This window comes from Methylomonas sp. BW4-1, assembly GCF_052474385.1.
Genome location: NZ_CP184125.1, coordinates 2151281 through 2177006, shown reverse-complemented (window position 1 = coordinate 2177006; position 25726 = coordinate 2151281). Strand labels below are relative to the sequence as shown.

Annotated in this window: 29 protein-coding genes and 1 pseudogene; 23 read left to right on the top strand and 7 right to left on the bottom strand. The window is 49.7% G+C overall.

Going from position 1 to position 25726, the window contains the following annotated elements:
* Positions 1–96: 96 nt before the first annotated feature.
* Positions 97–1485 carry an integron integrase gene (locus ACH5Y9_RS09990; protein WP_064028493.1) on the bottom strand — a complete coding sequence of 463 codons (1389 nt, stop codon included), beginning with the start codon at positions 1483–1485 and terminating at the stop codon, positions 97–99.
* Positions 1486–1635: 150 nt separating this feature from the next.
* Here ACH5Y9_RS09990 and ACH5Y9_RS09985 point away from each other — a divergent pair, with 150 nt between their 5' ends.
* From ACH5Y9_RS09985 to ACH5Y9_RS09935, 11 genes are all read left to right on the top strand, one after another.
* Positions 1636–1965, top strand: a complete 330-nt coding sequence (locus ACH5Y9_RS09985) for a hypothetical protein (RefSeq protein WP_445369491.1) — start codon at positions 1636–1638, stop codon at positions 1963–1965.
* 89 nt (positions 1966–2054) lie between these two features.
* Positions 2055–2714, top strand: a complete 660-nt coding sequence (locus ACH5Y9_RS09980) for an HAD-IA family hydrolase (protein WP_445369490.1) — start codon at positions 2055–2057, stop codon at positions 2712–2714.
* Positions 2715–2723: 9 nt separating this feature from the next.
* Complete coding sequence (locus ACH5Y9_RS09975) at positions 2724–3218, top strand: GNAT family N-acetyltransferase (protein ID WP_445369489.1); 495 nt, start codon at positions 2724–2726, stop codon at positions 3216–3218.
* A 4-nt stretch (positions 3219–3222) separates the two neighbouring features.
* Complete coding sequence (locus tag ACH5Y9_RS09970; RefSeq protein ID WP_445369488.1) at positions 3223–3393, top strand: hypothetical protein; 171 nt, start codon at positions 3223–3225, stop codon at positions 3391–3393.
* Between the two features lie 28 nt (positions 3394–3421).
* On the top strand, positions 3422–3811 hold the full coding sequence (locus ACH5Y9_RS09965; RefSeq protein WP_445369487.1) for a GFA family protein: 390 nt from the start codon (positions 3422–3424) through the stop codon (positions 3809–3811).
* An 84-nt stretch (positions 3812–3895) separates the two neighbouring features.
* Positions 3896–4150 (top strand): hypothetical protein, encoded by a 255-nt coding sequence (locus ACH5Y9_RS09960; RefSeq protein WP_445369486.1) that lies wholly within the window; start codon positions 3896–3898, stop codon positions 4148–4150.
* 85 nt (positions 4151–4235) lie between these two features.
* Positions 4236–4757 carry a L,D-transpeptidase family protein gene (locus ACH5Y9_RS09955; protein ID WP_445369485.1) on the top strand — a complete coding sequence of 174 codons (522 nt, stop codon included), beginning with the start codon at positions 4236–4238 and terminating at the stop codon, positions 4755–4757.
* Between the two features lie 71 nt (positions 4758–4828).
* Positions 4829–5173, top strand: coding sequence for a hypothetical protein (locus ACH5Y9_RS09950; RefSeq protein WP_445369484.1), 345 nt, complete (start codon positions 4829–4831; stop codon positions 5171–5173).
* Between the two features lie 110 nt (positions 5174–5283).
* The gene (locus ACH5Y9_RS09945; protein ID WP_064028471.1) at positions 5284–5535 is read left to right on the top strand and encodes a putative hemolysin; all 252 of its coding nucleotides are present in this window, start codon (positions 5284–5286) and stop codon (positions 5533–5535) included.
* A 99-nt stretch (positions 5536–5634) separates the two neighbouring features.
* Positions 5635–6336 carry an SDR family NAD(P)-dependent oxidoreductase gene (locus tag ACH5Y9_RS09940; RefSeq protein ID WP_064028469.1) on the top strand — a complete coding sequence of 234 codons (702 nt, stop codon included), beginning with the start codon at positions 5635–5637 and terminating at the stop codon, positions 6334–6336.
* A 69-nt stretch (positions 6337–6405) separates the two neighbouring features.
* Complete coding sequence (locus ACH5Y9_RS09935) at positions 6406–6996, top strand: isochorismatase family protein (protein WP_064028467.1); 591 nt, start codon at positions 6406–6408, stop codon at positions 6994–6996.
* A gap of 168 nt (positions 6997–7164) precedes the next feature.
* Here the strand turns inward: ACH5Y9_RS09935 and ACH5Y9_RS09930 are convergent, their stop codons facing one another.
* The 5 genes from ACH5Y9_RS09930 to lexA all read right to left on the bottom strand — a co-directional run bounded on the left by ACH5Y9_RS09930 (position 7165) and on the right by lexA (position 10539).
* Positions 7165–7473: a hypothetical protein gene (locus tag ACH5Y9_RS09930; protein WP_445369483.1), complete on the bottom strand. Its 309-nt coding sequence runs from the start codon at positions 7471–7473 to the stop codon at positions 7165–7167.
* A gap of 108 nt (positions 7474–7581) precedes the next feature.
* Complete coding sequence (locus tag ACH5Y9_RS09925) at positions 7582–8247, bottom strand: SOS response-associated peptidase (RefSeq protein ID WP_445369482.1); 666 nt, start codon at positions 8245–8247, stop codon at positions 7582–7584.
* A gap of 20 nt (positions 8248–8267) precedes the next feature.
* Positions 8268–8504 (bottom strand): TIGR02450 family Trp-rich protein, encoded by a 237-nt coding sequence (locus ACH5Y9_RS09920; RefSeq protein WP_445369481.1) that lies wholly within the window; start codon positions 8502–8504, stop codon positions 8268–8270.
* Positions 8497–9903, bottom strand: a complete 1407-nt coding sequence (locus tag ACH5Y9_RS09915; protein ID WP_445369480.1) for an exonuclease domain-containing protein — start codon at positions 9901–9903, stop codon at positions 8497–8499. Before ACH5Y9_RS09915 ends, ACH5Y9_RS09920 begins: the two co-directional genes overlap by 8 nt.
* Positions 9904–9912: 9 nt before the next feature.
* Positions 9913–10539, bottom strand: coding sequence for a transcriptional repressor LexA (gene lexA, locus ACH5Y9_RS09910; protein WP_445369479.1), 627 nt, complete (start codon positions 10537–10539; stop codon positions 9913–9915).
* A gap of 104 nt (positions 10540–10643) precedes the next feature.
* Here lexA and ACH5Y9_RS09905 point away from each other — a divergent pair, with 104 nt between their 5' ends.
* The 12 genes and pseudogenes from ACH5Y9_RS09905 (at position 10644) to ACH5Y9_RS09850 (ending at position 25564) form a co-directional block, all read left to right on the top strand.
* On the top strand, positions 10644–11129 hold the full coding sequence (locus ACH5Y9_RS09905) for a LexA family protein (protein WP_445369478.1): 486 nt from the start codon (positions 10644–10646) through the stop codon (positions 11127–11129).
* Between the two features lie 2 nt (positions 11130–11131).
* A pseudogene (locus ACH5Y9_RS09900) lies at positions 11132–11374 on the top strand (Y-family DNA polymerase); the annotation flags it as partial.
* A gap of 78 nt (positions 11375–11452) precedes the next feature.
* A complete protein-coding gene (locus tag ACH5Y9_RS09895) occupies positions 11453–12481 on the top strand; it encodes a tyrosine-type recombinase/integrase (protein ID WP_096876916.1) in 1029 nt (342 codons plus the stop codon).
* 6 nt (positions 12482–12487) lie between these two features.
* On the top strand, positions 12488–14671 hold the full coding sequence (locus tag ACH5Y9_RS09890) for a hypothetical protein (RefSeq protein WP_445369477.1): 2184 nt from the start codon (positions 12488–12490) through the stop codon (positions 14669–14671).
* 50 nt (positions 14672–14721) lie between these two features.
* Entirely contained in the window at positions 14722–16032 is a 1311-nt protein-coding gene (locus ACH5Y9_RS09885) for a Y-family DNA polymerase (protein WP_445369476.1), read from the top strand.
* A gap of 1047 nt (positions 16033–17079) precedes the next feature.
* Positions 17080–18363, top strand: a complete 1284-nt coding sequence (locus tag ACH5Y9_RS09880) for a TolC family protein (protein ID WP_445369475.1) — start codon at positions 17080–17082, stop codon at positions 18361–18363.
* Positions 18356–18832, top strand: a complete 477-nt coding sequence (locus ACH5Y9_RS09875; RefSeq protein ID WP_445369474.1) for a hypothetical protein — start codon at positions 18356–18358, stop codon at positions 18830–18832. Before ACH5Y9_RS09880 ends, ACH5Y9_RS09875 begins: the two co-directional genes overlap by 8 nt.
* On the top strand, positions 18798–19793 hold the full coding sequence (locus tag ACH5Y9_RS09870) for an efflux RND transporter periplasmic adaptor subunit (RefSeq protein ID WP_445369473.1): 996 nt from the start codon (positions 18798–18800) through the stop codon (positions 19791–19793). The genes ACH5Y9_RS09875 and ACH5Y9_RS09870 overlap by 35 nt, the downstream gene beginning before the upstream one ends.
* Positions 19786–22929 carry an efflux RND transporter permease subunit gene (locus ACH5Y9_RS09865; protein WP_205454534.1) on the top strand — a complete coding sequence of 1048 codons (3144 nt, stop codon included), beginning with the start codon at positions 19786–19788 and terminating at the stop codon, positions 22927–22929. Before ACH5Y9_RS09870 ends, ACH5Y9_RS09865 begins: the two co-directional genes overlap by 8 nt.
* 56 nt (positions 22930–22985) lie before the next feature.
* The gene (locus ACH5Y9_RS09860; protein ID WP_205454533.1) at positions 22986–23594 is read left to right on the top strand and encodes a cation transporter; all 609 of its coding nucleotides are present in this window, start codon (positions 22986–22988) and stop codon (positions 23592–23594) included.
* A 22-nt stretch (positions 23595–23616) separates the two neighbouring features.
* Positions 23617–24990, top strand: coding sequence for an HD-GYP domain-containing protein (locus ACH5Y9_RS09855; protein ID WP_205454532.1), 1374 nt, complete (start codon positions 23617–23619; stop codon positions 24988–24990).
* Positions 24991–25225: 235 nt separating this feature from the next.
* Positions 25226–25564, top strand: coding sequence for a hypothetical protein (locus ACH5Y9_RS09850; RefSeq protein ID WP_205454531.1), 339 nt, complete (start codon positions 25226–25228; stop codon positions 25562–25564).
* 74 nt (positions 25565–25638) lie between these two features.
* Here the strand turns inward: ACH5Y9_RS09850 and ACH5Y9_RS09845 are convergent, their stop codons facing one another.
* Positions 25639–25722, bottom strand: a complete 84-nt coding sequence (locus tag ACH5Y9_RS09845) for a chromate resistance protein ChrB domain-containing protein (RefSeq protein WP_445369881.1) — start codon at positions 25720–25722, stop codon at positions 25639–25641.
* Positions 25723–25726 lie beyond the last annotated feature (4 nt).

Sequence of the window (25726 nt, the reverse complement as noted above, 5' to 3'; positions counted from 1 at the left end):
GTTTACGCTGTACTCGTCGAGATCGGCCACAAGCGGCCACAGAACAATCATTGAGGAATGACTGCAAACTGGCACATTGCCGCCGACGGTTTAGCTTCAGAAATCCAGCGGGCTTTTCGCTTCCTTGATCGTCCGACTAGGCACGGTATGCGTGTAAATCATGGTCGTTCGCAAATCACTGTGACCTAATAGTTCTTGAATGGTACGAATATCGACATTGGCTTGCAAAAGGTGACTGGCAAAGCTATGGCGAAACGTATGTGCCGACGCACGTTTCGCAATTCGGCTTCTGCGCACCGCCAATTTAATGGCCTGTTGCACATGGGATTCGTGCAAATGCCAACGCCGATATTCTTGACTGGACGGAACCAACGTGAGGGATTTCGCCGGAAACAACCATTGCCAGGCAAATTCTTTAGCGGCGTTCTTATATTTGGCATCCAGCGATTTAGGCAAGAACACACCGCCAGTCTTCGCTGCCACATCTTGTTCATGCAAGGCGGCGACTCGCTCTACTTGAGCAGCCAATTCAGTTGTTAAGACCTCCGGCATTGGTAGCGTTCGATCTTTCTGGCCTTTTCCGTCATGCACTGTCAATACCTGCAGGTCAAAATTTAAATCCTGCACTCGTAGTTTCAGGCACTCGAATAGGCGTAAGCCACAACCGTACAACAACTTGGCGACCAAGTCATAAGGCGGTTCCAATATACCAATAATTCGATCAACTTCCGGGCGCGATAACACCACAGGAATATAAGGACGACGCTTGGCCCGCACCACACCCTCGACTTTTCCGAATTCTTTTAGCAATACATGTTTGAACAAGAACAGTAACGCATTGAAAGCTTGATTCTGACTGGAAGCGGCAACCTGCTTATTCATGGCGAGATGGCTCAAAAAAGATTTCACATCGTCCATGTCCAGCAAACGGGCATCTTTGCTTTTCGTGTAGGTTTGAAATTGCTGCAACCAGTAACGGTACGCTTGCCAAGTTTTGTTTGAATAATGACGAACCTTGATAGCGGCTTGCAGTTGTTCGTACACCGTCACCCAAGTGGCACCGGTTAACTTTGGCGACTCGTCGACAGGCGAAGGCTTCGTGGTTTCTGGTACGGGTCGTGTCGTAACGGTCTGGTTGACAGGACTCTGATAGGGTTCAGCTAATCGCTTCGATGTTAATGACTGATCAGGTAATGAATCGCTGGAAGGCGTTGATGTTGATTTAATCGCGCCGATCATGCGGTAATAGATGGCTACGGCTCGGCGAGCTTGTTGTCGTTGTGTTTCAGACTGACCTTTACTTTTCAACTTTTCGTCAAATGGAGCAAAGCTTGCAGTGAGCTTTGGGTTTGCTCCGTACTTGTTACAAAAGTCCAGATAAAACCGAAACCATTTATGAAAATCTCGGCGCTGTTGTTCGGGTACATTGCGCTGATGGAGTTGTGTTTCAAATGCCTGGCTAAGAGATGCGGGAACGGCTAACATGGCAACCTCCAAAGCTGATTTTGATATAGTGTGAATGATATACAGAAAGGAAAAATCCTTGCTAATCACAAATTTATTTGAGCAGCGCAGCTTTTATGGTAGATATACGGAACTATCTAATAACTTGTTATGTGCTAGAAAGGAGTAATCGTGAAATCTGAATATCAGCTATTTGTTTGTGATATCTCTGGCGAACATGAGCCAGTTGCATCATTTGTTTCAGATACTCCTTTCCCTAATCTATTTGTTGGGCAAAGATTTGATGATCATGGTTGGAGAAGGTTGCGTGGTGTTGGTCAGTTGGCATCAGAAAACAACCCAATTCGCTATTTGGTGCATTCAATCAAGACAACCATATTTATGGAAAACGAAATCAATATTATTCAGTCATGGGTAAATCTGGAGCCTTATGATGGTGATAGATCCCCAGCATTTGGCAATACTGAACCTACAATGAGTTCTAAAGAGGCCCTTTCATAGTGGTCGCACATAACAATCAGCTCAAGCGGGACTGGTTTTCCGCTACGCTCCAAACCAGCCCCTTAGCTGGGCGTTAGGCTTCTCGATAAATGGCTAATATCTGTATAATTTTTGATTTGGACGGTACGCTCGTTGACAGTGAGGGACTTTGCAATCAAGCGTTTCTCGATCTGCTTCCACAATTGAATGATACTGTAGAGTCATTGATCCAGCGGTATCGCGGCAAAAAGCTAGCCTCAATTCTTGTTGATATTGAAAGTCGGCTTTGCCAGTCTCTACCAGACACGTTTGAACAGCATTATCGCCAGCGTGTTGTGGAACTCTTCTCTCGTGAGCTAAAACCTATGCCCGGCGTTCTTGAAATGCTCGAAGCCACGAACTTCCCCAAGTGCATTGCCTCAAGCGGGCCGCCTTTGAAAATTCGTCAGGCATTGCAAGTTAGCGGCCTCGCGCCTTACTTTGGAGATGACATCTTCAGCTCGTATGAGGTTGGCTCTTGGAAGCCGGAGCCAGGCCTATTCCAATACGCAGCAAGTGCAATGGGCTTTATGCCCAGCCAATGCGTAGTTGTAGAAGATAGTGACGCGGGGATTGAAGCTGCCGAAGCTGCTGGAATGAAAGCATTCCAGTATGTGCCAAATGGTGAAACCGTGTCATACCAAGGCGGAACTCCATTTGACGACATGTCGCAGCTTCCGCAACTACTCGCTCATTTTTCTAGCAATATCCAACACAGTATTTTGGCCTAACAAGAGTTTATGAATCCACGCATCTATGAAGCTAATTTGGAAAATTTCGCCCATATTCGGGCACTAATTTCCAAATCTGCCCGAATACTTCAGTCGCAATACTATAAACAAGCAGAAATTGAAACGGCGTTGGAGTTAGTAAGGGGCATAGAAGAATTGATTGCCGCCGGCAGTTTTCTTGTCGCCGAGTACGAAAAGAAAATCATCGGTTGCGGAGGTTGGGCAATTGATGTTTCTGAACCCCAAAAAGCAGAAATAAGGGGCTTTTTCGTGCATCCAGATTTTGCCCGAAGAGGTGTTGCCACGCTCCTCTTGGCCACATGCGAAAATAAATGTTTACAGAGGGGCATTCAGGCTTTGTATCTGACAGCCACACTTTCTGGTGAGCCATTTTACAAAAAAGGTGGTTTTTCTGAATTTGGGAGATTTAAGCAGTGCTTATCAAATGGAGAATCTTTTGAATTGGTCAAAATGGCAAAAGAAATACAGCGGGTTAATGCATAATCTTATGTTTTTAATCAGCCATTTTTCAGGTAGCAATTTGGCTTTGGCGGGTGTTGCCGAGCCTAACAAGTCGGTCAAAGGGACGCGCCGCCCGTTGGCTGTTTTGAAGCTTGGTTTTTATCCAGGGTTCGGCGGCTTCGTTTCGCTTTCGTTGGCGGCACGCCCCTTACCGTAACGTTATGCCTCACGGAGAATTATGTGTAATGACTAAATACAACGGTTCGTGCCATTGCGGAAGGGTTCGCTTCGAAATTGAGGCTGAAATAGATCACGTGCGTGTTTGCGATTGCTCTATTTGTAAAAAACGTGGAGCCTTGAATCATCGGATTCCGAAAGAGAAACTAAATTTGCTTACCCCATGGGAAGACCTTGTTTTGTATCAATGGGGAAGCAAAACGGCGAAAGATTTCTTTTGTCCCACGTGCGGCATCCTCCCGTTCAGACGCCCAAGTGATCCAACGCCTGAAGAAATTCTCGAAGGTTCGAAGCCTTTCGATGGATGGGCGGTCAATGTCCGGTGCTTGGAAGGAATAGATTTGGAATTGATTCCCATCAAAAAAGTGTATGGAAGTAAAATCAAACATCACGCATAACATAGCGCTCAAGCGGGACGGTGGCTATCGCGCCCGGCCCTTAGCTTTACGTTGGGCATCATTGCTGGCAGGCACCGTATCCTCATGAGAAACCTTCTCGCTTGGCTGAAAACCATACTCCACTGGTTAGTTGAATGGAGATTGTTTTGCCTTGGTTTCTTTGTAGTCGTCGCCCCAGCTGGTTTTATTGTCTTCGTTTCCACTGATGAAGCGGAAATCCGCATTACTGGAATATTGCTGCAACTTCTGGGTACCGGTGGCCTGCACATTTCAACAATGGGCGCACTATGGTTAGCCATTGGAGTCGTCAGTTCTATTCCATCTGAACTGGCTGTGTAGTTCAAATGATGCCCACCCTTACATTCAACCAGGCCGCCCAAAAACGGGGCGGTGGGTTAACTCCACGTTGGACAGAAGGAACGGAATGAAACGACGGCTCACCTTTTCGGCTGTTTTTCTGTCACTTATTGGCGCTGTTCTTGTCTGGGCGAACCATCTAGAGAACCCACTACCTAGCGAAGCATGGGCAGATCTCGTAGTATTGGAAAAATCCAAGCGCGAACTAGCGGTTTATAGCCAAGGCCAGCTGTTAAAGACCTACAAAGTGGCTTTAGGCCGAGTGCCCGCTGGCGCGAAACGCAGCGAAGGCGACAAGAAGACTCCCGAAGGGCAGTACATAATCGATTACCGCAAAGCTGATAGCGGGTATTTCCGGGCCTTGCATGTCTCGTACCCAAGCCCCGCTGACACGGAGGCAGCACGGAAACAGGGAGAAGCCCCTGGAGGAGATATCATGATTCATGGGTTACGTAATGGCGTTGGGTGGCTGGGCAAGCTGCATCGGCTTGCAGACTGGACGCTTGGGTGTATCGCGGTTACGAACGAGGAAATGGAGGAGTTATGGCAGACGGTGCAAGACGGCACGGTAATCGAGCTAAGGCCCTGAGTGCCCATCAAACCGCTGGAGCCGACGCACTAATGCGCGCAGCTCAGCGGTGACGTTAGCATTCAAAGGTCATGAAGACATTTGCGCTTATTTTCTCGATAACACTAAACCTCATTCTTGGTGGGTTGCTGCTTTATGTTGTTCTCCAAGGTTGCGCCGAAGTGGCCAATGGGAAAATCGGCGTGTTGTCCCAGGACATCAAGGTTGGTTTATTTGGTTCAAACAAGGTTCTGTTTACTCTTCCCAAGGGACTGGTGGTTCGAGACGCATCGGCAACTGGCGCGGGTTGGTTTGAGGCAAACCGGTTCAGAATCGTTGTTACATCAGACAACCCAGAGCTTGTGGACTATAGCTTCAAGGTTGAACCACTTTCCGATCAACACACTGAGCATTATTCAGCAGAGGTCGCGAAATGAGTGCTAACCAGCGGGTCAACTTGAACGTCAAAAGCTACGCTCCTATCGTCGCTACGCTTTTGCCGTCAAGTTACCCTTATCGTTAGGCTGCCAACACATCGAGAGGCCCCATGAAGATTTCTTCCAAGAAGTGCGTATTGTTCTCCAGCATCTTTGCGCTTGCATTGCTCAGCGGTTGTAGCTCCAAGCAAGCTAGCCCATCTGTGGCAATCGCTAATCCTGCTTCCGAATATTGCATGAAAAAAGGCGGCAAACTTGAAATTGTCAAAGAAGCGTCTGGGGAGAAAGGCATGTGCCATCTGCCTGACGGCATGATCGTGGAGGAGTGGGAGTTGCTCCGCCGTGACAACCCGCAGAAGTAACCGGTATCAGCTTAACAGTTCATTCAAGTCTAACCCGCTTCGCGGTACGGCTTAATTTTTTGCTCCTGATATGTTGAAAATTTTACGAGGTTCTCCTAAATGAATAAGCCTGTTTGTGTTGTTATCGGCGTTGGTGAAGGAAACGGAGCAGCCATCGCGCGTAAGTTTTCGGAAACCGGACATAGTGTCGCACTTCTAGCGCGTAACTTAGAGTTCACATCGAAATTGGCTGGCGAGCTGAACGATGCAATTGCTATTGCCTGCGATGTCACCAATGAACAAGACGTGCAAGCAGCGTTCGCTCAGGTACGCAATCAGTTAGGCGGGGTAACCTGCTTAATTTACAATGCGGGTGCGGGTTCGTGGGGTACGATTGAAGAAATTACCGCCGCCTCTTTCGAGGCCAACTGGAAAGTCAATGCGCTTGGCGCTCTGTATGCCGCCCAGCAAGTTATCCCCGCGATGAAAGAAAATGGCTCGGGTAATATTGTTTTTGTGGGCGCAACCGCTTCACGGCGTGGCGGCGCAAGAACCGCCGCTTTTTCACCCGCTAAAGCGGCGCAACGCGCGTTGGCGGAATCCATGGCGCGCCATCTTTGGCCTTTTGGAATCCATGTTTCGCTGCTTATTATCGATGGCGTTGTAAACCTTCCGGCTACGCGGGAAAAAATGCCCGACAAAAACGACGACTTTTTTGTCAATCCCGCCGACATCGCAGCAACGATAGAGCATCTTTGTACCCAACCCCGTTCGGCGTGGTCTTTCGAGGTCGAAGCCAGACCCTTCGGCGAAACGTGGTAGGGTTCTTGCCTATGTTAACGCATTAATTGGTTGATATTTTTATAGTTACCCTTTTTAGGAAAATCGCAAATGACCGGTACATTTTCATCCGCAGACAGTGCTGTGGTACTTATCGACCATCAAGTCGGAACAATGAAGCTGATTAAAAATATCCCGCTTGAAGTGGCCAAGCGGAATACCTTAGCCCTTGCCAAAGCAGCCAAGGCTTTGAATATCCCTGTCGTTCTTACCAGTTCGCAGGAAGAGAACGTCCAGGGGCCTTTGCTCCCGGAGCTCGAACAGATTTGTCCTGAGGCGTTCACGGCCCGAATTCAGCGTACCGGTATTGTTAATGCTTGGGATGACCCGCATTTCAAAAAAGCAGTCGAAGCGACAGGCCGCAGGAACCTCATTATGGCCGGTGTGACCACCGACGTATGCTTGGTTTTTCCATCAATCAGTGCGCGGCGCGAGGGCTACCAAGTGCAAGCAGTCATGGACGCTTCGGGATCGCCTTACGAACTTTCCGAAGAGATGGCTCGGCGGCGCATGGAACGCGAAGGCGTAATTCTCACCGCGACGAACACGCTGCTGGCTGAACTGGCTCAGGACTGGAGCGGTGTCGAAGGTAACCAACTGCTTGGCATATTATTTCAAGATGTGCTTCCACCAATAGCCTAACATTTCGCTCAAACCGACCCGCTTCCGCTACGCTCCAGCGGTCGGCTTAGCTTTGCGTTGAATGGCTGCTATTTGAAGCCCACCCGACATTGAGCGCAATGCTTCAAATGTCAACTTGGGGTCGATAGCGTCGAACAGATCATTAAAAGCAATTTCACCAAACCCGCGTTATTTTTTTAGTGTTTGCCGTTTCTGAAGTAATTCGTTTCGCTGTTCTGCCCAAAAAATGCTGGCGTCATGCTCCGATATTTTTCCATCTACTACCAATTGGCAAAGCCCAATGAAATAGGCATTGAGTTTGATGATTCCTTCGTCTTTGGGGTATTGACTCAAGAGGTTTTTATGTTTTTGTCGAGCATCGTCATTGCAAAACTCATTGGGGAGTGGTGCGAAATCGATGTTGTCACCGCCCCCAATCGCTGCTGTGGCGGATTCGGTCAGGATTATTAGCAAACAGAAAATTACCCTTTTCGTCACGGACTGCTCCTCGGATTAAATTGTCATTTCATTCTGAATTGAAACGATAGCAGCATAGTCTCTGTTAGAGCAAAATCTGTCATAACTCAAAAAGCAGCTTATGATTTTCTACTTCACTGTTGGCTCAATACATCGAATATCTTCGTGTCTAGGATTATTCACCCAATCGCCGATCGGCGTTGTAACCATATTGGCGTAAGCTGAGTTTTCAAGTAAGTCATAGGCGTCATCTGTATTAGAGGTTTTGTTGAGCCAGTAGTGATAACAGCCTGCCGGCATGATCACTGGCATTCGCTCATGAATGGGCTGCATTAGCTCATTCGCTGCCGTGGTAATGATCGTGCAGGAATACAGCGTTTCGGCTACGTGTTGCCACTGTTCCCATAAACCGGCAAAGACGAATAACTGATTGTCCTGACGATGAATATGAAAAGCCTGCTTGCCCGAATTCAATTTCTGCCATTCATAAAAACCTTGTGCGACGATCAGGCAGCGCCGTTTTTGAAATGCGGCCCGGAAGGATGGTTTTTCGCGAATCGTTTCGGCACGCGCATTGATCAGGTGATGGCTGTTTTTGGTGTCTTTGGACCAGGACGGCACCAAGCCCCAGAACAAATTCACCGCCTTTAGCGATTTGTCCTCCAATTCGACAATACAGAGAATTCTCCGCGCCGGCGTGATGTTGTAGCTGGGCTGATATTTGGGCAGGCGCGAGAGTTGGAAATGTTCGGCAATTTCTTCAGGTGACGCAGTTAGCTGAAATCGTCCGCACATGCTTTTCTACCCGATCTGGTTTACTGCCAACCTTGTAACCATTGCCCAGTATCGGCCAAGTCTCGCCAGGGCAGGATAAAGCTGCGGTGTGAATAGATCGCTTCCAATTCAATGTGTTCGATAGGCGAATCCGGCAATTCGGGCTTGATTAGCTGGGTAACCAGAAAATGCTTTTCCTTGTTTTGGGGCTTAGCGGCAGTCCATTTGCTCAACAGCAATTTGTTCGGATTCAAGCGGCGTACAGTTGAATCAGGCATCGGAATGTCTCCTGCGGATGGATTCATGGGGTGGCTTCGAGCGTAAATGCACGACCTGAGTTTTCTTTAACGCTTTAACCAACGTCATATAAGTATCTCGGTCAAACGCTGGTCTGCCTTGCTCCAGCAGTTCGCGGATGTCTTCTTCACTGTGCGCCGTGCCGAGATAACACCAGTGATCGATCACGTGCAAATCGTCTTCCTCTCGAATACCAATGGCGCCCGGGTAAGGCCAACTGCTCAGTTTGAGTTTGCTCATGGCGGTCAGTAACCGCGCGGCATGTTCCAAGCCGGATTCCTTGCCGACACAGGCGCCCCGACAGCGTTTGAGTTGATGTGCAAAGCACGGTTTGCCATTACCGATTTTTTCAAGATCCAGCACACCCAGACAAAGCTGATGTTGCTCAGCCAAACTGCGAAGGGCTTTTTGAGCATCGCGTTGGTTGCTGTAGAGACCGTACAGATTGTCCTGCACGCCAAAGTCCAGATCGTTGGCCCAAGTCAGACGCGGCAACAACTGATCCTGTTTTTGCTCGAGTTGCCAAGCACACAGTGCATTTTTACGCCGCAGACGTTGGTTATGCACCGGTGTCATTTGTTTGATCAGCTTGGCCTCGGTCAATAACGCGCCCAGTTCACCGCCGGTTTCGATCCAGTCAATACGCTTGGTTTGCTGCGACAAGCTCATTTCCTTGGCGTGGCGATGGTCTGCGGCAAAGTGCGATAGGACGCGCTGGCGGATATTGACGCTTTTGCCGATGTACAGCGGTAAATCGTTCTCGCCATAAAACAAATATACGCCTGCCCCCTCTGGCAGCTCATGAATCAGGTTGGGATCCAACTGCGACGGTAGGCTGGAACGTTGCACCAGATTTTTTACCGTGGCTTCGATGGCATTGGCAGAAAACTGCTGATTCGCATGCTGCCAAAACTGATGAATCAATTGGGCATCCGCTAGTGCGCGGTGGCGTTCCTTGGCTGTCAGCTGATGGCGTTCGATCAGGCTATCCAGATTGTGCCGGTGGTACTGCGGATAAAGCGCCCGCGATAATTTGACCGTGCATAACACCTGGGGTTTAAACACTAGGCCAACCCGTTTAAATTCATTTTTCAGGAAGCCATAATCAAAGCGGGCGTTGTGGGCAATGAACAGCCGGCCTTGCAATAAGGCATCCACGTCCTTGGCCACTTGTTCAAAGCTGGGTGCGTTTTCGACCATGGCGTTGCTGATGCCGGTCATCTGTTCGATGAACAACGGAATTCGCATTTGCGGATGTACCAGTTGGCTCCATTCCCGCACGCCATCGTCATCCACCAGGACAATGCCGATCTCGGTAATACGGTCTTTCGTGGCAGAACCACCGGTGGTTTCCAGGTCCACAAAGGCTAATGGTTGCATAGTCCAGTCCTAACGGTAACTGCGCATCTGGCCCACCAGTACGCCTTGAATGCTGACTTGCGATGGATGGAAACGCATGGCTTCCATGCTGGAATTGGCGGGAATCAAAAACACCTCATCCCCTGTTTGCTCGATATATTTCAAGGTAGCCTCCTGATTGTCGATGAGCGCGACGACAATGTCACCGTTGTCGGCGTAACTGCGTTGTTCGATGATCACCCAATCGCCATCCAGTATGCCTGCTTCAATCATGGAATCCCCCTTAACTTTGAGCACATAACAGGATTGTTCGGTGCGAATTTGATCGGGGACATTGACCCATTCGGTATGCTCAATCGCTTCGATCGGTTTGCCGGCGGCAATGCTGCCTACCAAGGGCAACGCGTGAGGCCGATGTTGGCCAGATTCACGCAATGCGAAGGCCTTTTCCGTCAACCGAACCCCTCGATGTTTGTGCCCCATAGTTTCAACAAAACCGGCGTCGATCAATCCCCTTAGGTTCAAATGTAACGAGCCCCGCGATCTCAAGCCGAGTGCCTGACACAGTTCGTTCAACGACGGTGGCCGTGGAAACTGCGCCTGGTTGTCCAGCAAGCAATCCAAAATGGCCTGTTGTTTTCGGGTTAAGGCGCTCATGTGGCAAAAAATACGGCTCAACTAAATTAAGAACAATCATAGAACGTTTGCGTTTTCGATGGTAGTCTTATGTCATCAATAGTTTGTCGTTCACCGTGATGCCCATGACCGAATCATTACCATTTTCGATCCTCAACCCCGCACAACCGTTACCCCCAATCCGTGACGGATTGGCTTGGTTTCATCTTGCCAAACCGGAAAAGAAACGACGATTGCCGCTGTTCATCAGCAAAGTAGCCGCGGGTTTTCCATCGCCGGCCGATGATTATGTGGAAAAGACCCTGGATTTGGAGGAATTGCTGATTCAAAAGCCGGCGGCGACTTTTTTTGTGCGCGCCCAAGGCGATTCCATGTTGGGTGCCGGCATCCATCCCAATGACATTCTGGTGGTCGACCGTTCCAAGGAGCCGATGCCCGATAAGATCGTGATCTGCGCGGTCAATGGTGAGTTGACGGTGAAACGTCTAATGGTTACTGACGGCCAATGGCGATTGAAAGCCGAAAACCCGGCGTATCCGGATATTCCCTTGACCGAGGACCTGGAAACCGTGTTCTGGGGAACGGTCACCAATGTGATTCATCCGGTGTAAGCATGTCCGAACAACCACGTATCGCGCTGGTGGACGCCAACAATTTTTACGTGAGTTGCGAGCGGGTGTTCCGGCCGGACCTCAATGACAAACCGGTCATGGTGCTCAGCAATAACGACGGCTGTGTGGTGGCGCGTAGCCAGCAGGTTAAAGATTTAGGCATCAAAATGGGTGTCCCTTTATTTCAGGTCCAACATCTGGTCAATCAGCATCAAATCCAACTCTTTTCATCAAACTATACCTTGTAGTAAGTTATTTGGAATCAAAATTATTGGTGCCATAATCTGGTGAACAGATTTAGTTCCGAGTGGAGTTACACGTTCATGACTAATCTCGTTTGGGAACGTTACCCCTTTCTTTCTGAAAACCCGTACGGTAGATCATGGCTGGTTCTGCTGGGTAACTTGGGACGTGCCGACGCAACGCTCGACGCCTATGCGCGCGCACTCAGCAATTACTTTAGATTTTGCCAAGGCTTGGGAGTGGAAGCCGAAAAAGCCACGCTGGAGCACGTCTCCCTTTATGTTCGGTATCTGGGTGGCGATGCTCAGGATGGAAAAACGTCATACCGCCACTCGAATGCTACGATGCAGCAGTACCTTACGGCAGTTCGCCTGTGGTATGACCATTTGGTTTACCAAGATATTCGGGACTTTAATCCAGTCCCTCGTGGCACTTATCTGAATCGAAATAGCGACTACCATCCTGGATTTGCGCACGGCTTGATTCGGCGACTTAAACTACTACCTGCTATTCCCTCGGAAGAGGATTGGAAAAAACTCATCGAAGCGGTTACTCAGGAATCTCTTCGAAATAGATTGATGTTCGCGCTAGCTTATTATGGCGCTTTGCGGCGTGAAGAATTGGTGAACTTGCGTGTCACCGATTTCGATTTTGCTCATCGCCTCATTCGTATTCGACCCGAAACCACAAAGAGCAGTACACCTCGAACAGTCTGTTATGCCGCTACTGCTGGAAATGCATTGAGCGAATATTTGGTTTATCGTCATCGGATCAATCAGCAAGCCGGATTAGTATTTTTCTCCGAATCACGCCGCAACGCTGGTCAGCCAATTTCGAAATGGACCTGGAGCAAGATTGTCGAAGGCTTGGCAAAACAGGCCGGTGTCGAGGGCTTTAGTACGCATAGCTTGCGCCATCTGCGTTTGACTCACCTCGCACAAGCTGGCTGGAAACTGCATGAGCTGAGTGCCTATGCGGGACACCGCAACCCGCAAACGACATTGATGTACCTTCATCTTTCCGGCGCAGACCTACTAAACCGGATGACTGAGGCCATCCGTTATGCCGATGCCAAAATCGACGCGGCTTTATTTGCGAAGATGGAGTAATGCCCTATGGCTCAATTAGATTCTGTAAGTGCGAAGAATTGGCAATGGCCTCTTGATTTGGCTCAGTATGATCGAAGTCCATATCTATCGGAAACTGAAGAATGTTCATTGGTCAGTTGGAGTAATACCATGAGGGTTAGAACTGCTGTGCCAAGGCTTTATTTGCCGCTACGGGATGTGGCGGCTTTGAGTTCGAAGCAAAGCCTGCTAGAAAGGCACGCCAAAGCTCAGACCGCCATCCTGCAAGAGATTCAGCGAACTCAGCAGCCCTACTGGGCTTGGAGTCAGCAGGCTTGGATTGATTTAGTCCGCCACCCATTAATCCACTCAAGCGCACGACTTTTCATCACTGCGAATGCTTATCTTCTTTGCGATTTCCGCCTCGTCCATTGCATTGGCCCTATATTTTATTTATCCGGTCTTGGGCGATTGATTTTCGGAGAAGAACTTTTCGAACGCGAATGTGGGCGTTTACATCAGGCTTTACAGAAAATTGGGTATGGCAAAGTTAATCTGCAACAGAATTTTCCATCCATCCTGGCAGCGGTAATGCTGGAAAACCGCAACCCCTACCTAGAAAGTTTCGATACCGAACTCTTGGAACGCACCCGTGAAAAGTACAGCGCCCAAGCTCACGGTATCGGCAAGCTCTCCCACGGGTTGGCCGCACTGGGAATCCTGCCCGAGCCACTCCGGATGCGCAATTATGTCTCATGGAAGGAAAAAAGCGGTGGTGGTATTGCGCCGCAATGGGTCGATTATTGCCGGCGATGGCGGGAAACATCGACCTTGCAACCTAAAACACGGGAGTCTAACTACAGCTATATTCTGCGTGCTGGCCTGTGGCTAGCCCAAATTCATCCAGAAATCACCAGTCCGGCGGATTGGACGGTCGAAACCTGTGCTGATTTTCTCGCAGCCCTAAATCGGCTCAAGGTTGGCGAATGGCAGCTTCATTCGTTCGACTATACTGGGCGAGTTAATCTAGGAACGCCGCTTGGCGCTAATTCCAAACGCTCCGTACTGTATGCCATGCGGCGTTTCTTCCGTGACATTCAACATTGGGGCTGGGTCCGGCTGAAGTTTAATCCGTATTATCATTTGGCCACACCGAATTCAATCTTGAGATTATGCGGCCCCAATCCGCGAGCCATAGACGACAATTTTTGGCTCAAATTGGTATGGGCCAGCCTCAATCTTGAAGCGAACGATAAACTGAGTGAGATTTGGTATCCCTTAGAAATGTTGCGGGCGATCAGCGTCGTATGGACTCATGCCGGACTGCGGCAGAACGAAATCATCCGCCTTCGCGTCGGCTGTGCGCGAGCCCAAAATGATCCCATTATTGATGAAACGACCGGCACAACAATTGCCGCCGGTACATTATGCTATTTAGATGTGCCGGCCGGCAAAACCTTCACCGCCTTCGCAAAACCGGTGAGTGCAATCGTCCGGCAGTTTATCACTGAATGGGAAGCAATTCGGCCTGAACAAGGTTTCTTAATCGATCCCAAGACAGGTGAACGCGTACGGTTTTTGTTTCAGTACCGTGGCAAGACGATTGGACACTCGGCAATCAATGATACGATCATCCCGATGTTATGCGCCAAAGCCGGATTGCCTGTAGAGGACAGCAGAGGCAAAATCAGCAGCCACAGGGGACGGGCCTCGGCTGTCACTGCCTTAGCTAGCGTACCTCAAGGGATGTCCCTATTTGATTTGATGCGATGGTCAGGCCATCGCAGTCCAAAATCTACTTTGTACTATATTCGCACGAAACCTACGCAGTTAGCCGGCGCTTTTGCGAAAGCTGATCAGATGTCACACCTAATCGAAGTACTTATCGACCATACAGCCGTGGTCAGTGGAGCCGCAGCCAAGGGTGAGCCTTACCGATATTATGATTTAGGCTCCTCTTATTGCTCAAACCCCTTCTGGAGTACCTGCCCACACCGTATGGCCTGCGCTGGCTGCGACTTCAATATACCCAAGGATTCGGTCAAGGGTGAAGCACTGGCGGCCAAAGCGTTTTTGCACCGTTATCTTGAGGAGGTGCCATTAACGCCCGAGGAACAACAGATCGTCAAGGGTGACCTTCAGAAGCTGGAAGCCATGCTGGACAAGCTAAAAAATGTTCCAACCCTGGATGGCAGAACGCCGCAGCAAATTCATGGGAATGAAGTTCCCTAATAAATTAGAACAAAAAGTATACTTTGGCGCCACTTAAAAAGCTTATTCATATGTCCGACCCACGCAATTCCCTTTCTGCACTGCCGCCGCGACCCCTGATTGCCTTAGTGGACTGCAACTCATTTTATGTCAGTTGCGAGTGCGTATTCCGTCCGGATTTATGGGATAAGCCGGTAGGCGTACTCAGCAATAACGATGGTTGCTTTATCGCTAGGAACAAGGCTTTAAAATCCCTCGGTGTCAAAATGGGGGTGCCGCTTTATCAAGTGGCCGACTTGGTTAAAAAACATGATGTCCATCTATTTTCATCAAATTTCGCGTTATATGGCGACATGTCATCCAGAGTGATGTCATTATTAGAGACATTTTCACCGAGCACCGAAATTTATTCGATTGACGAGGCATTCTTAGATTTGACCGGGATTTGTCAGCAAGACCCTATCGGTTATGGTCTCACTATTAAACAATCGATCCAGAAAAATACCGGCATCCCAGTTTGCGTCGGAATGGGGCCGACTAAAACGTTGGCGAAACTGGCAAATTTTGCCGCTAAAAAATGGCCTAAAACCAACGGTGTTGTGGATTTGTCCTGCCCTCAACGGCGGGAGCGGTTAATGCGCCTGTTACCGGTCAATGAAGTCTGGGGTATCGGTTCAAGCCTAAGCCAGCAGCTCTCGCAACTCGGCATTCACACCGTCTGGACTTTGGCGCAGCAGCCCGTTCAACGAATGCAGTCGCAGTTTAGTGTTGTTTTGGCTCGAACGATCATGGAATTAAATGGCATTTCCTGCCTGGAGCTTGCAGAAATAGCGCAGGACAAACAAGAATTCATGTGTTCCCGAAGTTTTAAGCGGCCTTTAGAAAATTTGAAGGAATTATCGGAAGCTTTAGCCGAGTTCTGCAGCCGGGCAGCGGAAAAGCTCAGAGCACAGGATTCGACAGCAGATCGTTTAACCGTGTTTATCAGGACTAACCCGTTTAATCCACAAGAACCTCAATATCAACGTTCAGCAACTTTGAAATTGGCAATAGGCACGCAAGATACACGCAGGTTGATCAATGTTGCCAAGCAGTTGTTGCAGGGTATTTACAAGGAGGGTTACCGTTACCAGAAATGCGGAATCCAATTAAGTGGCCTTTACCCCAATACCATGCCTGGTCAGACGGATTTGTTTGCCAACCCAAAATCTTCAAAGGAGCGAGAGTTAATGGCCTGCTTCGATAAAATCAACCATCGGTTTCCTAAGTCCATATCTATAGCCGCCACAGGATTAAACAAAAGCTGGCAGTTCCAGCCCGAACGCATGTCAAAACGCTATACAACCCAGTGGGATGAGTTGGCGATTGTAAAATGCAGCTAGCTAATCATTACTCAGAGTGGGCAAAAAGATACCTGATGTGCTTACAGGATGGGTAGTGAAAGGGAAGCAACGACCCAAACTTGACGGTCGCACTTCTCCAAACCAGTCAGTCAGCTAAATCCAGCGCCTGGGAACTGGAGATCTACAAAGCGGTCATTGGCGACCGCATCCAACGGCCAATTTTGCGACATCCACATATAGAGGGTGCCTGCCAATATCTGTAGCGGCCCGATAACATAAATTACAGGAACCGATTACATCGGATTTTCGGGACCACATTAGCTGAGAATATCCGGGCGTCAGGAACCAGATTAAGTGAGAATGAGCCCACATTAGTTGAGAACAGCCCGATAACATCGGCTAGGAACCGCATTAGCTGAGAATGGCGAAAACGTATTCCTAGACTCGATCCGCTCTATCAAACGAGGGTAACAAGCTTGGTTTCAATTACCACCTTGTTATCAGTCGATGGGTTAAAAAAGTTGTACTTTCTGCAAATACCGATAGTATTATCAGTCTGAATGCAACAAAAACCGGTCGATAACCTTGATTCGTTAAATCCGCAACACGATGAACCTACGCTTAACCATAATGTTAACCCTCATCATGGCAATTATGCCTGTTGTGGTTGCGTTTGCTCATTATTCTGAACTCACAAGGCAGTTATCGATTGTACAAATCGTTGCTGCTGCCGACGAAATGGGCGACGAAGGGTTTTCAGCTTCATCTCATTCCGATCATTGTCACTCCGTTACTGCCAAGCCTCACTTGGCCAGTTGCAGCTTTCATGTTTGCGTCGATTGCGCAATTACATCATCCTTTAGGTTTATCCCGTCCCATATCTCTAGCCGCTATAGCGCTGGAGAATTACCCACATCGGTTTCGTTGTTTGTCCCCCCGGATATAAAACCGCCGATTATTACCCTCTAAGCTGTTCAACGGCGGTGTTTTGCCGTAAAAACAACCATCGCCATTAAGACGATCAACATCGGCTAAGTCAGCCTGTTGGTTGATCGTCATTGCTATAACGAGCTTATGAGGACAATCATGAGATCTGTTCATTTAAAGCGTCTGCTGATGGCGACGCTGTTTATCGTCTGCCGCGTGACCATCGCAGGTGAGCACCCTCTATTGACGCTTGAGGCGGCCACCCAAAAAGTCGCTCAGGACAACCCCGACCTAGCGCAAATGCTGGCCCGTGCCAAGGCGATGGCCGCCATTCCATCGCAGGAAGGCAGTCTGCCCGACCCGCAGATCAGCTTCAATGCCATGAGCCTGCCGACCAATAGTTTCAGCACCCGGCCGGAAGACATGACGCAAATCGGTTTCGGCCTTTCCCAAGCCATTCCTTTTCCCGGCAAATTGGCGCTACGCGAGCAGGCGGCGATGTATGAAGCGGAAGCCGCAACGCTCAATGCCGATGAACTGCGACTACGTTTGCTCAGCGATGTCAAAACCCTGTGGTGGCAGGTTTTTTATCTGGACCGGACGCTGGAGATTGTGAACAACAATCACACCTTATTACAGCAGTTTGTCGACATCGCCAGAAGCAAATACGAAGTCGGCGAAGGCTTGCAACAGGATGTATTGCTGGCCCAGCTGGAATTATCCAAATTGCTGGATCAAAAAATCACTCTGACCGGGATGCGGCGCAGCACTGTGGCCAAACTCAACGCCTTGCTGGATCAACCCGCCAACAACTCCGTGCAATTACCCGCCACGCTTTCAATACAGCTACCGGAAATCAGACAGGAGGACCGCCTGTATCAACAAGCGGAAACGTCGAGGCCTCTGCTGGAAAGCGACCGCCAAGGCATAAACACGGCGCAATCCAAACTGGAACTGGCTCAAAAAGACGTATTGCCCGATTTTAATGTCGAAGCAGCGTATGGCGCCCGCAATAACATGCCGGATGGTAGCCGGCGCTCCGATCTGCTCAGTTTGGGCGTCAGCATGAATCTGCCGATTTTTGCCGGCAGTAAGCAGAACAAGATGATAGATCAGCGCAACAGCGAACTGATGCAACAACGCTATGCGCTGCAAGATCGATGGAACACGGTTCGCTCTGAAATTACCCAAAGCCATAGCGATTACCAGCGGGCCAAACAGCAATTCGTTTTGTTCGATACCGGCATCATTCCGCAGGCCCGGCAAACCGTCGCCTCCATGCTGGCCGGTTATCAGGTCAACAAAGTCGATTTTTTGAACTTGGTACGCAGCCAGATTACCTTGTTCGAATACGAAACCCAATACTGGAAAGCCTTCACGGAAGCCCAACAAGCATTGGCGCAACTCTGCGCGAATGTGGGCGAGGACAACATTTATGAATAAACAACTGTTATTAACCGCAGCGGTGATGCTGGGGATAGGCTTGGCGGGTGGCTATTGGTTGGCGCAATCACCCAAACAGAAATCAGCGATTCAACCGGTAGAAGGCAAGAAGCCTTTATTTTACAGAAATACCATGAATCCATCGGCAACGTCCCCGGTGCCAACCAAGGATGCGATGGGCATGGACTATGAGCCGGTTTATGCCGACGCTAATGCGGCCAAGCAACCCAAAATTCTGTTTTACCGCAACCCGATGAATCCCTCGGTCACGTCACCGATTCCGGCCAAAGACAATATGGGCATGGATTATCTGCCCGTGTATGCCGAGGACGAGGCAAAAGCTGACGATTCGGCCGGTGCCGTGAGGATCGATGCCGCCACGGTACAAAATATCGGCGTGCGGACCGCGCTAGCCAAACAAACCTTGCTTTCGCATGTGGTCCGAGACCGTTGGCCGGGTAGCCTATGACGAAGAGCATATTGTTCGTCTGCACCCCAAAACTGAAGGCTGGATCGAAACCTTACGTGCCGATAAGACCGGGCAAAGGGTCCGGAAGAATGAGGAACTGCTGAGCATTTACTCTCCGCAATTGGTGGCCAGCCAGCAGGAATATGTGTTGGCGCTAAACAATCTCAAGGTGCTGGAAAAAAGCCCTATCGAAGACATCCGCCGAGGTGCGGAAGAGTTGGTCAAAAGCTCCCGCGAACGCTTAAATCTGCTGGATGTGCCGGCGCATCAACTTCATGAGCTGACGGATAGCCAAGCCATCAAAAAGAGCTTGCATATTCATACTCCAGCAGACGGCATCGTCATCAACATCGGTGCTCGCGAAGGCCAATATGTTACCCCGGAAACAGAGCTGTACATGATCGCCGATCTATCCACGGTCTGGGTATATGCCGAAATTTACGAGTACGAACTACCCTGGGTTAAAGAAGGCGACCCGGTTCACATGCGCTTGGCCGGTGTTCCAGGCCGGACGTTCAGAGGTCGCCTGGCGTTTATCTATCCCTATGCCGAAGCCAAGACCCGGACTATTAAAGTGCGACTGGTATTCGATAATGCCGACTTGCTGTTAAAGCCCGATATGTTCGCCGAAGTCACCATTCAAGCCGGCAAACAACTGGATGCAGTGGTGATTCCTTCCGAAGCGGTGATCCGTTCCGGCGCGCAAACCCAGGTTTTGGTGGTGCGCGGTCCCGGTAAATTCGAACCGCGCCGGGTAACGACGGGTTTATCGTCCAATGACGATATTGCCATTATTGACGGTCTGAATGCCGGCGAGGAAGTGGTCACCTCGGCGCAATTTCTGATCGATTCCGAGTCCAAGCTGAACGAAGCCACGGCTAAAATGGTGGAACCTTCGGCAGCACAGCCATCCGCAACCGAATCGTTGCCAGTTGAGCAGGGAGCGCATAACCATGACTGATTTCATCATCAATAGCGTGTTGAAAGACCGCTTCATGGTATTGCTGGGGGCGATTATCCTGGCCATCGGCGGAGTTTGGTCGTTCAAGAACATGCCTTTGGATGCCATACCGGACTTGTCCGACGTGCAGGTGATTATTTTCACCGACTATGCCGACCAGTCTCCGCAGGTGGTCGAAAACCAGGTCACCTACCCCTTGACCACCGCCATGCTGGCCGTGCCGCATGCCAAAGTGGTACGCGGCTATTCCTTCTTCGGTTTGTCCTTCGTCTATGTCATTTTCGAAGACGGCACGGACATGTATTGGGCGCGGTCGCGGGTACTGGAGTATCTCAACTATGTCAAAAATCGTCTGCCGCAAGGCGTCACGCCAGCACTTGGTCCGGATGCCACCGGTGTCGGCTGGATTTACGAATATGCCTTGGTGGATAAGACCGGCAAGCATGATCTGGCGCAACTGCGCTCGATTCAAGACTGGTATCTACGCTATCCCTTGCAGACAGTTCCCGGCGTTTCCGAGGTGGCTTCGGTCGGCGGTTACGTCAAACAATATCAGGTGGAAGTCGATCCCAACGCCCTGCAAGCCTATGAGATTCCGTTATCCACCGTGATGATGGCCATCAAACGCTCCAATAACGATGTCGGCGGACGTTTACTGGAGGTGGGCGAAACCGAGTACATGGTCAGAGGCTTGGGTTATATCAAATCCATCGCCGATCTAAATACCATCCCGGTGGGTGTCGATGCCAACGGTACGCCGATACGCTTGCAGGATGTCGCACATATCCAGATTGGCCCCGAACTGCGCCGAGGCGTGACCGAACTCAATGGCGAAGGCGAGGTGGCGGGCGGCGTGGTGGTGATGCGTTTTGGCGAAAATGCCCTGGCAACCATCGAGGACGTGCGGAAGAAATTGGATGAACTAAGAAAAGGTTTACCGGAAGGCGTAGAAATTGTTCCCGTCTATGATCGCGGCAGTTTGATCGAACGAGCGGTAGATACCTTGAAAGATGCGCTGAGCCAAGAACTGATCATCGTCTGTGCTCTGGTGGCCTTGTTTTTGCTGCACTTGCGCTCATCCTTGGTGATTGTCATCACCTTGCCGCTAGGCATTTTGATGGCCTTTATCGTGATGAAATGGCAAGGCATGAACGCCAATATCATGTCCTTGGGTGGCATCGCGCTGGCGATTGGCGACATGGTCGATGGTGGCGTGGTGATGGTCGAAAATGCTCACAAACATCTTGCTGAAGCGGCTGAGAAAAAACAAGCCAAGCTGACTTCCGAGGAACGCTGGGAGGTCATCGGTAATGCCTCCCGCGAAGTCGGCTCAGGGCTGTTTTCCTCGCTGTTGGTGATTACCGTGTCCTTTCTGCCGATCATCACCATGCAGGCACAGGAAGGCCGCTTGTTCAGCCCATTGGCGTTTACCAAAACCTATGCAATGGCCGCTGCCGCGATATTGACCATCACGTTGGTGCCAGTGTTGATGGGCTATTTTGTGCGCGGCAAGATCATCCCCGAACACAAAAACCCGATTAATCGGATTTTACATGCCATTCATTCGCCGGTCTTAAGGGTAGCGATGCGCTGGCGGGGTGCCACGCTCATCGTGGCGCTGCTGTTGATGGCCTCTACGCTCTATCCCTTATCCAAACTGGGTAGCGAGTTTATGCCACCTCTGGATGAAGGCGATATTTTATACATGCCCACCACCTTTCCGGGCATATCCATCACCAAGGCTAGGGAAGTCTTGCAACAGACCGACAAGATTATTAAGACCTTTCCGGAAGTGCATCATGTGTTCGGCAAGATTGGCCGGGCCGAAACCGCCACCGATGCCGCGCCGTTGATGATGGTAGAAACTACCATTAAGTTAAAGCCGCGAGAAGAGTGGCCTGATCCAACCAAAACCACCCGGCAACTGATGGATGAAATGGACAAGTCCATTCATTTTCCCGGATTGGCCAACGCCTGGACCATGCCCATTAAAACCCGGATAGACATGCTGTCTACCGGCATCAAAACCCCGGTGGGCATCAAGGTGTCCGGTCCCGATCTGAATGTGCTGCAATCCCTGTCGCTGCAAATCGAGCAGGCGATGAAAACCCTGCCGGATACGCTGTCTGCCTACGGTGACCGGGCCGTCGGCGGCTATTTTCTGGATTTCGACATCAACCGCGAAGCCGCCGCGCGTTACGGCTTAACGGTCGGCGATGTACAGGATGTGATTCAAAGTGCGATTGGCGGCATGAACATCACTGAAACCGTCGAAGGGCTAGAGCGCTATCCGGTCAATTTGCGCTATCCGCGCGATCTGCGGGATAACCCGGAAGCTTTGCGACGAGTGTTGATTTCCACCCCGACAGGCAGCCAGATTCCTTTAACATCGGTGGCAGACATCAACTTTAAACGCGGTACGGATGTGATTAAAACCGAGGATGCACGGCCCAACGCCTGGATTTATGTCGACCTTAAAATCTCTGACATCGGTGGTTATGTGGAGCAGGCAAAAAAGACCTTAGCCGAAAATGTCACGATACCGGCAGGTTATACCGTCACTTGGTCCGGTCAATTTGAATACATGGAACGGGCGGCGGAACGATTGCGCATCGTGGTGCCCATCACGCTACTGCTGATTTTTATCCTGCTGTATACCGCCTTTCGAAATATCACCGAGCCGACTATCGTGATGTTGGCGATTCCATTCAGCCTGATTGGTGGAATTTGGTTCATATACTGGTTGGGATACAACCTGTCGATTACCGTCTATGTCGGCTTCATCGCCCTGGCCGGTACGGCGGCGGAAACCGGGGTGATGGTGCTGAGTTTTATCGACATTGAACTTGATAAGCTGCGGGCGCAAAAACAGGGGCCATTGACCGGCGAGGAAATCCGAGCGGCTAGCGAAGCGGCAACGGCTCTACGGGTACGACCGGTAGCCATTACCTCACTGGCCAACATCATAGGTTTGATACCCATCATGACGGCGACCGGAACCGGTGCTGATGTGACTCAACGTATCGCCGCCCCCGCGTTGGGTGGCATGCTCACCGTGTTGATATTAAGCCTTTTGGTGTTCCCGGTGATTTACAGCCTAGTGTTGCAGTTTCAAGAACGGTTTCGACACTCATAGCCCATAGAGGTTACTTATGCTTTCATCAATTTGTTAGGTTCACGAGGGAATTTGATATGGCTTCATGTTGTGAAAATAACTGCGCAATTGAGAAATTACGCGAACGGCAACGCGGCACGCTTAAAGCTGTTCTCGTTGTCAACGCTGTTATGTTTGTCGTCATTGCGGGCGGGGCTGTTTACGGAAAGTCGACGGCTTTGCTCTCGGACAGCCTGGATAATCTCGGTGATGCACTAACGTATGGTTTAAGCCTTTACGCCGTTTCCAAAGAAGCGACCACCAAGGCAAAAGTGGCCTTATTTAAGGGTAGTTTGATATTGATCGGGGCGTGTGTGGTCTTGGCGCAAATCATTTCGCGGCTGATTGTGCCCGTACTGCCATCTTACGAGATCATGGGCGTTTTCAGTTTGGCCGGCCTGGCTGCAAACTCGCTATGCCTATTTTTGCTATGGAAGCACAGAAACGAAGACATCAACATGAGCTCGGTATGGGAATGTTCAAGAAATGACATAGCGTCAAATCTATCGGTATTTATCACGGCGGGGGCGGTTTGGTTCTTTGAATCGGGATGGGCGGATATTTTCGTCGCATCCTGTCTTGTTATGCTGTTGCTGAATTCTTCTTTTCGCGTTATCCGTTCCGCGCTCAAAGAATTGCATGGATAGCCTTGACAGTTTGTTCTGAATTATGAAAGCCAAGCAATCTCCCCGCTATCAGACTAAAAGGATGATATCGCCACAAGCGATGTCCACTAATCGCTTTATCCACCGAAAAATTCTGACCCGATTGTTTTTAGGCTGGTTGTTCCTGAGTGTAACGGTAGGCGGCTCCATTTCATGGCTGGAGATCAAGAGGGCCGAGCAGTTAGTTCATGCCCTTGCGCTGAAGGAATCAGCGCTATTCAGCGGAGCATCTGCTCATAACCTGGAACAACTCGATGCCCAATCAACCGAACATCTGAGGCAGCTGGCTGAACAACTGGTTAACCAGCATTTTCTGATTGTCGAACTGTATGACCGCAACGAACAATTAAAACTCGAAGTCGTTCGACAAGGACAGGAATTGGTCGAGCAATTCATCGATCAATATAGGCATCAATTTCCAAAGGCTGACGAGTTTACCCATGACCTACATTTTATTCATGGACAGTTGTGGCTAGTGACGCTGGTTCCGCTACGAGGCGAACAGGGTTCGCCGATGGGTTATTTCGAGGGAGTTTATCAGGTTGATCCGGAAACGTTCGCCACATTGAAGCAAAACCTAATCCGTATGCTGGCGTTCGTGACTCTAGGCATTTTCTTTACCAGCCTCTTGATGTATCCGATTGTCCTGGCCCTTAATCGAGGCGTGATTAGGCTTTCCGGCGAACTACTGCAAGGCAATCTTGAACTGATGAATGTACTGGGCTGTGCCATCGCAGAGCGCGATTCGGAAACTAACCATCATAACTATCGGGTGACGTACTACGCACTTCGGCTTGGCGAAGCCATCGGACTGCCTGAAGAAAATATGCGCGATCTAATTGCAGGAGCCTTTTTACATGATGTCGGCAAGATTGGCATCCGCGATCCGATTTTATTGAAACCGGAAAAACTGACAGTGGATGAATTCGATGTCATGAAAACGCATGTGGCATTAGGCGTGGAAATTCTAAACAAATCTCACTGGTTAACCGGTGCGCGAGATGTCGTGGAATTTCACCATGAGAAATATGACGGCAGTGGGTATCTGCAAGGCCTTAAAGGGGATGCCATTCCACTGAACGCGCGAATATTCGCTATCGGAGACGTGTTTGATGCGCTGACCTCGCAACGTCCCTATAAGGATGCGTGGTCTGCGGTCGATGCTATTGCTAAGCTTATAAAAGAGGGTGGTAGCCACTTTGACCCTCAACTGGTAACGATTTTTGCCAAGATTGCTCCGCATCTTCATCAAGAGGTGAATGATTTAGGCGAATCTCAACTGGAGGCAATGCTACAACGCCTCGTTGGCGAACACTTCTTGAACACAGCTTTTAAGGCTCGGAAGGCAAGATATGAAGTTGCACGCACATCGGCTTAGGAAGTTGACCCAATGCGGTGCGTTAACGCCTTTGTTTGCACCGGTATTGCGCAATTAGCCGTGAGAGGATGTAAAGATGAATTTAACTCATTGATTTTAATGATGGCACTATTTGTGCTTGAAATATAAAGATTTATAGAATGGATTGATGTCATATCAAATTTGTTATCACTCCATGAGCTATAAAAACAGGACGAAATTAACGATTAATAAAAACTAAATCTGGAGAAAGTCTATGAAAACAAAACTATTGATTACTTTAGTGTTGGGTGCCGGCCTCTTGGTCGCATGCAGCGAGATGAACCCTCATCCGATGGATATGACTCAAGCCGTACAAAGTGCAACGACTAAAGCTGATCACGAAGCACTGGCCAAACATTACGAAGAAGCCGCGAAAGAACTACAGCTAAAAGTGGAAGAGCACAAAAAACTGCTTAGCCAATATCAAGCTAAAAGCTATCTTTACGGCAAGCAGGCCGACACCTTGGTAAGCCACTGTCGAGTGTTGATTAATGCCTATGAAAAGGCGGCTGAAGCCAATTTGAGTATGGCGGCAATGCATCGTCAGATGTAAGCAGTAAGTCTTTTTGTCAATATCGAAGCACATTAACCTATGCAAGATGGGCCAAGGTAACGCGGCCCATCCTATCAGTAATCGTCGATGAAGCGTGCGATCAACCAAGGGCTGGCAATTCGATCAATTTTAGGGCGTTCGCGGGTTACCCATTTCATGGAT